The sequence below is a fragment of the Carnobacterium sp. genome (assembly GCF_032094055.1).
GTDB lineage: Bacteria > Bacillota > Bacilli > Lactobacillales > Carnobacteriaceae > Carnobacterium_A.
The window spans coordinates 1-7223 of the sequence record NZ_DAMDAK010000106.1; the positions used below are offsets into that span (position 1 = coordinate 1).

The 7223-nt window shown below is 37.2% G+C and carries 7 protein-coding genes and 1 tRNA gene; 7 read left to right on the forward strand and 1 reads right to left on the reverse strand.

The genetic code is table 11. From position 1 onward, the window contains the following. Positions 1 to 37: 37 nt before the first annotated feature. Positions 38 to 1405, reverse strand: a complete 1368-nt coding sequence (rpoN, locus tag RT405_RS12325) for an RNA polymerase factor sigma-54 (protein WP_313470076.1) — start codon at positions 1403 to 1405, stop codon at positions 38 to 40. A gap of 136 nt (positions 1406 to 1541) precedes the next feature. On the opposite strand from rpoN, the gene RT405_RS12330 reads away from it, so the two are divergent. The 7 genes from RT405_RS12330 to RT405_RS12360 form a co-directional block, all read left to right on the forward strand. Further along, positions 1542 to 1613, forward strand: a tRNA-Arg gene (locus RT405_RS12330). 335 nt (positions 1614 to 1948) lie between these two features. Continuing rightward, on the forward strand, positions 1949 to 2545 hold the full coding sequence (gene clpP, locus RT405_RS12335) for an ATP-dependent Clp endopeptidase proteolytic subunit ClpP (RefSeq protein WP_313470078.1): 597 nt from the start codon (positions 1949 to 1951) through the stop codon (positions 2543 to 2545). A gap of 232 nt (positions 2546 to 2777) precedes the next feature. Then, entirely contained in the window at positions 2778 to 3308 is a 531-nt protein-coding gene (locus tag RT405_RS12340) for a DsbA family protein (RefSeq protein WP_313470080.1), read from the forward strand. A gap of 358 nt (positions 3309 to 3666) precedes the next feature. Next, complete coding sequence (locus RT405_RS12345) at positions 3667 to 4704, forward strand: sugar-binding domain-containing protein (RefSeq protein ID WP_313470082.1); 1038 nt, start codon at positions 3667 to 3669, stop codon at positions 4702 to 4704. A 39-nt stretch (positions 4705 to 4743) separates the two neighbouring features. Next, positions 4744 to 5751 carry a type I glyceraldehyde-3-phosphate dehydrogenase gene (gap, locus tag RT405_RS12350; protein WP_313470083.1) on the forward strand — a complete coding sequence of 336 codons (1008 nt, stop codon included), beginning with the start codon at positions 4744 to 4746 and terminating at the stop codon, positions 5749 to 5751. 98 nt (positions 5752 to 5849) lie between these two features. Then, positions 5850 to 7037, forward strand: a complete 1188-nt coding sequence (locus RT405_RS12355; protein ID WP_035029883.1) for a phosphoglycerate kinase — start codon at positions 5850 to 5852, stop codon at positions 7035 to 7037. A 35-nt stretch (positions 7038 to 7072) separates the two neighbouring features. Continuing rightward, a partial coding sequence (locus RT405_RS12360; RefSeq protein WP_313470085.1) for a triose-phosphate isomerase occupies positions 7073 to 7223 on the forward strand: 151 nt, incomplete at its 3' end.

Sequence of the window (7223 nt, forward strand, 5' to 3'; positions counted from 1 at the left end):
CAGATAAAACTGAAAAAGTTTTATCTGGTATTTTTTATTAAGCTTCAAAACGTTTCCGTTTTGAAGAGGCGGGAATCGAAAGTGCTTCACGGTATTTGGCTACTGTCCTGCGAGAAATTTCAAGACCGTCTGTTGTAAGAATATCAACAATTTTTTGGTCAGATAAAGGTTTTTGTTTATCTTCTGCTTCTATTAATTGAGCAAGTTGTTGTTTAACTTGTTCGGAAGAAACACTCGTTGACGCTTCCGTCAGCGAAGATTCTCCTTTTTTAAAAGGTAAGGCATTTGTAAAGAAATGCTTTAATTCAAATATACCGAAAGAAGTTTCTAAATATTTTCCATTGACTGATCGGCTGACTGTTGATTCGTGAATGTCCAGTTCCGTGGCGATTTCTTTTAAAGTCAACGGCTGTACAGGATGTTCCGGCAGAAGGAAAAAATCTTTTTGCTTTTCTACAATTGCCGTTCCGACTCTTAAAATGGTGTCTCCGCGTTGGATAAGACTGCGTTTGAGCCACTCGTACTCAGCACGCTTTTCTTTTATAAATGTTGTAACATCTTTATCTTTTACTTGGAGCATATCTTCATAGTAGTCTTTTTGGAACGAAATAACGGGCAACCCTGATTTAACAGAAATAACATTCAGTTTTTCAGACTGTATTTCAATAAACAAATCAGGTTTGAGAAACTGTTCGATTTCTCCATTAAACAGAGCACCGGGATAAGGAGTTAAGTTTTGGACAAAATCTGAAATAAGTTGTAATTCATTTAATGAGATATCTATCTTCCGAGTGATTTCTTTCCATTTTCGATTAGCAAACAAATCAAATTCTTCTTCTAGAATGAGATAAGCCATATTTGGTGCAGTTTCATCTCGTTCTGTTTGAAGCATCAGACATTCTTGCAGGTTTCTGGCCCCTACACCTGCTGGTTCTAATTGTTGGAGCAGAGTCAGAGCATCTAAAAGCTGGATAGGTTCTGCATGGGTTATGCGTGCAGCATTTTCTAATGAAACGGTTAAATAGCCATTAGTGTCAAGATACTCACTAAGCCATAAGACTAGCTCTCGTAAATAAGTATCGCGCATGGTCAAATGAATTTGTTCAGATACATATTCAAATAAAGATAAATAAGTATCAGGAATTTGATTCATATAATTTGTTTCATCATCGTCTCGATTATAAGTGCTCGTTTTGGCGACAGGAGAAGATAAGGACTTTACCGTTGACTGTTCTGACGGCACAGTGACTTCAATTAAAGGGTTTCCCAAAGCTTTTTGATTTAAAAAAGATACTAAATCTTCTTGATTGTACTGTAGCATTTGAATAGATTGTTGGAGTTGTTGTGTCATAGCCATCTTTTGAACTTGATTTTGTTGGGGTGTGAAATTTTGTTCGAATTTCATGTGACGATCTCCTTATATAAACTATTTATATGTATTTATCATACCACAAAGGTACACGTTAATCTTTTGCTCTACTAAAAAGTCTTGTTTTTTTATTCGTTATCGGCTAAACTATAGTAGTTGATGAATTTGTACAGTCTCCTTAGTGTAATGGATATCACGTAAGATTCCGGTTCTTGAGATGGGGGTTCGATTCCCTCAGGAGACATCTAACAAGGTGGTTTATCGTCGGTTTAATAAAGTTTTCGAAAGTTCGCCGCACGATTATCGCAAAATAATTAAATACCCGGAACATAGTTTCCCGATGACTTTACTTTAAAAGAAAAAACTTCCAACTTTTTCTTTTTATTTCTATGGCTAAAGTGCTTTTGTGAAATAGGATATTGAACGATTAGAGGCGAATTCTAATCGCTTTTTTTATTTAAAAAAAGCAGTCAATTTATTTGACCTTTGTTGACCAAAAGAGTAAAATACAATTTAGTAAGACTATATAAAGTTTGTGTTACAATAAAAAGAACACCACTTTAAGGAGGAAAACAATTTATGAACTTAGTACCTACAGTAATCGAACAATCGCCAAGAGGCGAACGTGCTTATGATATTTATTCACGTTTATTGAAAGATCGTATTATTATGTTGAGTGGTCAAATTGATGACAATGTAGCCAACTCTGTTATTGCTCAATTGTTATTCTTGGATGCTCAAGATTCTGAGAAAGATATTTTTGTTTACGTTAATTCACCAGGTGGAAGTGTCACAGCTGGTTTAGCTATTTATGATACAATGAACTTTATTAAAGCAGATGTTCAAACCATTGCAATGGGAATGGCGGCTTCAATGGGAAGTTTCTTATTGACAGCAGGAACAAAAGGAAAACGATTTGCTTTACCAAATGCTGAAATTATGATTCACCAACCTTTAGGTGGAGCACAAGGACAAGCAACTGAAATTGAAATTGCTGCTCGACACATTTTGAAAACGCGTGAACGTCTAAATAAAATTTTAGCAGAACGTACAGGACAACCGATTGAAGTGATTGAACGCGACACAGACCGTGATAACTTCATGACCGCAGAAGATGCGAAAGCTTACGGTTTGATTGACGAAATCATGGAAAACAATTCTGAATTAAAACAATAAGAAGAGCCTATCACAAAAGGAACGATTAGTTTAAAAAACGCAGAAAGTACTATCAAGAATCATTTGGTAGCTTTCTGCGTTTTTTTCTGCTATTTTGACAAAGAACCGATAAAACAGGATGGTACTGCTTATAAAAAGGTTCATTTTTAAGGAAGTGGAATCGAAAAAATAACAATTAACAGAAAATGCCTGTATACTATTAAGTATTAAAAGATAAAGGAGATTCTTAAGTATGGATATTAGTAAAATCAAAGCAAACGAAGTTGATACAACTTATGGATTTAAAATCGGCAATCCAGAAGCACCTGTAAAAGTAATAGAGTTTATAAACTTACGCTGTCCTTACTGCAAACAATGGTATGAGGAATCGAAAGAGTTGTTAGCAGAATACGTTGCAGCAGGCAAAGTTCAACGGATCATTAAACACTTTGATAAAGAAAAACCAAGTTTAGCAAAAGGAAATGTAGTTCATCATTATTTAGATTATGCGCATCCTGAAAAAGCTTTAGAAGAAATGGATTATTTTTTTGAAAAGCAAGATGAGTGGGGCGACTTAGCAGGATCAACTGAAGTCGAAGCTTACGTTGAAGAAAAACGAGGTTTAACTTTAAATCCAAACAAAAAAGAAATCAATGGTATCATAGAAGAAGCTGGCCGTGCTAATGTGGTATTTGTACCTACCGTTTTTATTGGCGATGAAATTTTTGACGAACACATTACGACGAAGGAATTAAAAGATTTGATTGAAGCAAGATTAAAGTAAGAGCAGTAAGAAGAAATGAAAACTGAACAAATAAGCAGTTTGAAAACCTATCTTTCGTTCTTAGCGGTTTTTTTGATAGAATAAGTAAGGGAAAAACAATAAAGAATACAAATAGCCGTAGAAAATTTATTGATTTCATATTCAACCTTTATAGTTGAAAGTTGTTAGGCGAAATGGTAAAATAAACAATGTAAGAGATGAACGCAGTTAGCTATTTTGTGCTGCTAAAGAGAACAAGTTTAAAGCATACAGTTAACTGAATGTCTTGTCTCACGTGATTCTCTTGTTTTTTTAGGTAAGAAGGGTCGCTAAACGACTCACCTGGTCGTAAAATGACCCGGTCAGGAAGAGGTTACTCATGCAAGATGTATTGTCTATTATCGAAAAAGTAGCACCGGACATTATGGATACACTCAGAGGACGTTACCAGATTTTACGCAATATTTATTTAGTGGGCCCTGTAGGTCGGCGAGTACTAGCTGGTAAAATGAATATCACTGAGCGCGTACTGAGAACTGAAGTCGATGCTTTAAAAAAGCAAAACTTAGTCCAAACATCCAAATTGGGTATGCAGCTAACCGCCAACGGAGAAATTGTATACCATGAACTGGATCAAATGATGGGACAACTACTTGGGATGCGCGCAAAAGAGAATCAATTGGCTACCTATTTTCAAATAGAACATTGTGTGATTGTCTCTGGGGATTCAGAAGAACAGGCTAAAGTCCAAGAAGAACTAAGCCGGGCGACGATGGATGCCTTAAAACTCTTACTGCCTGAAGGAAATAATATTGTGGCAGTTATGGGTGGAACAACAATGGCTGAAGTTGCCAATCATATGGATGAAAGTCTTTCTTATCATCGCGAGCTTGTATTCGTACCAGCAAGAGGTGGGCTAGGTGAAGCAGTTGACATCCAGGCGAATGCTGTCAGCGCTCAGATGGCTAAAAAAACGGGCGGGAAAAACCGTGTTCTTTATGTACCGGAACAAGTAAGTGAAGAAACATATAAACCGCTTCTACAAGAACCAGAAATCAAAAAAACGCTGAAACTGGTTAAACAAGCTAATTGTGTATTGTACAGCATTGGAAATGCCATACACATGGCAGAGCGCAGAGGGATGAGCCAAGAAGCTCTAGCTCTGATTAAAGAAAAAGCAGCAGTTGGAGAGGCTTTTGGAGAATTCTACAACCAAAAGGGAGAAGTTGTGTATAAAATCCCTCGTATTGGTATGCAATCACAAGATCTTGCGCAGATTTCCAGCGTAATCGCGATTGCCGGTGGAAAATCTAAAGCTGAGGCAATTGAAGCTTATATGAAAAGAGCACCCGCTCAGACGTGGTTGATCACAGATGAAGGTGCCGCTAATCAGATTTTAAGAGGGATAACCCTTTAAAATAAAATTTTTACGATTCCTAAAGGAGGAAATTTAGTTATGACAGTTAAAGTAGGTATTAATGGGTTTGGACGTATTGGACGTCTTGCTTTCCGCCGTATTCAAGAAGTAGAAGGTATTGAAGTAGTAGCAATCAATGACTTGACAGATGCAAATATGTTAGCTCATTTATTGAAATACGATACAACTCAAGGTCGTTTCAACGGTGAAGTAGAAGTTAAAGATGGTGCTTTTGCAGTTAACGGAAAAGACGTAAAAATCTTAAGCAACCGTAACCCTGAAGAACTTCCATGGGGAGAATTAGGCGTAGAAATCGTTTTAGAATGTACTGGTTTCTTCACAACTCAAGAAAAAGCTGAATTGCACTTGAAAGCTGGAGCTAAAAAAGTTGTTATCTCTGCACCAGCAACTGGTGACATGAAAACAATCGTTTACAACGTAAACCATGAAACTCTTGACGGATCTGAAACAGTTATTTCTGGCGCTTCATGTACAACTAACTGTTTAGCTCCTATGGCACAAGTCTTAAACGACAAATATGGTATCGTTCAAGGATTGATGACAACTATTCACGCTTACACTGGTGACCAAAATACATTAGATGCTCCACATCCAAAAGGCGACTTCCGTCGTGCACGTGCTGCAGCAGAAAATATTATTCCTAATACAACTGGTGCTGCTAAAGCAATCGGTGAAGTTATCCCTGAATTAAAAGGTAAATTAGATGGAGCAGCACAACGTGTGCCTGTACCAGCTGGTTCATTAACTGAATTAGTAACTGTTTTAGACAAAAAAGTTACTGTTGAAGAAGTAGATGCAGCAATGAAAGCAGCTACTAACGAATCTTATGGTTATACTGAAGACCCAATCGTTTCTTCTGATATCTTAGGAATGACTTTCGGTTCTTTATATGACGCAACTCAAACTAAAGTAATGACTGTTGGAGACAAACAATTAGTTAAAACTGTTGCTTGGTATGACAATGAAATGTCATACACTGCTCAATTAGTACGTACTTTAGAATACTTTGCTAAATTAAGCCACTAATTTTAAAGAACAGTAGAACGTTTTAATAAGCGGGGGAGCAGCGCGCTTCCCCGCTTTTCTTTTTTGATTAGAAAATTGAAATTGAGGAGGATCTCTCAATGGTAAAAAAAGTAGTAACTGATTTAGAGTTGAAAGATAAAAAAGTTTTAGTCCGTGCCGACTTTAACGTTCCGATGAAAGACGGAAAAATTACAAATGACAACCGTATCCAAGCTGCATTACCGACTATTCAATATATTATGGAACAAGGTGGAAAAGTGATTCTTTTCTCTCACTTGGGTAAAGTGAAAACAGAAGAGGACAAAGCGGACAAAAGTTTGCGTCCGGTGGCTGAACGTCTAAGCGAATTACTTGGCAAAGATGTTACTTTCGTTCCTGAAACGCGAGGAAAAGAATTAGAAGATGCTATCGCTGCTTTAAAAGATGGTGATGTATTGCTTTTCGAAAATACGCGTTTTGAAGATATTGACGGTAAAAAAGAAAGCAAAAACGACCCTGAGCTTGGCAAATATTGGGCTAGTTTAGGCGATGTATTTGTAAACGATGCTTTTGGTACGGCTCACCGTGCTCACGCTTCAAACGTAGGTATCGCTTCAAATATTGAATCTGCTGCCGGTTTCTTGATGGAAAAAGAAATCAAATTCATCGGTGGAGCAGTTGATGAACCAAAACGTCCATTTATAGCTATTTTAGGCGGAGCAAAAGTCAGCGATAAAATCGGCGTAATCGAAAATTTATTGGATAAAGCGGATAAAGTTTTGATCGGCGGCGGAATGACTTATACCTTCTATGCAGCTAAAGGAATCGACATTGGTAAATCATTAGTTGAAGAAGATAAAATCGAATTAGCTAAGAGCTTGATTGAAAAAGGCGGCGACAAATTGATTTTGCCAGTCGATTCAGTAACAGCTCCTGAATTTAGCAATGACGTACCAAATGAAATCCATGAAGGTGCTGTACCAAGTGACCAAATGGGGCTTGATATTGGACCGAAAACAATTGAATTATTCGCCAACGAATTAAAAGGTGCTAAAACAGTTGTATGGAATGGTCCAATGGGTGTATTTGAAATGTCAAACTATGCTAAAGGTACGATTGGTGTTTGTGAAGCCATTGCTGGTTTAACAGATGCAACAACTATTATCGGCGGTGGAGATTCTGCAGCAGCAGCTATGGAATTAGGATTCGCAGATCAATTCACTCACATTTCAACTGGTGGCGGTGCTTCTCTAGAATACCTAGAAGGCAAAGAATTACCAGGAGTAGCGTCAATTTCTGAAAAATAAGTTTATTTTGAGTCAATGAAAGGAAGTTATTCTTTATGCGTAAACCAATTATTGCAGGTAACTGGAAAATGAATAAAACAGCTTCAGAAGCATTAGCTTTTGTTGAAGCTGTCAAAGCAAATATCCCTTCACCAGATGTGGTGGATTCAGTTGTGGGAGCACCAACTTTATTCTTACAAGAATTAG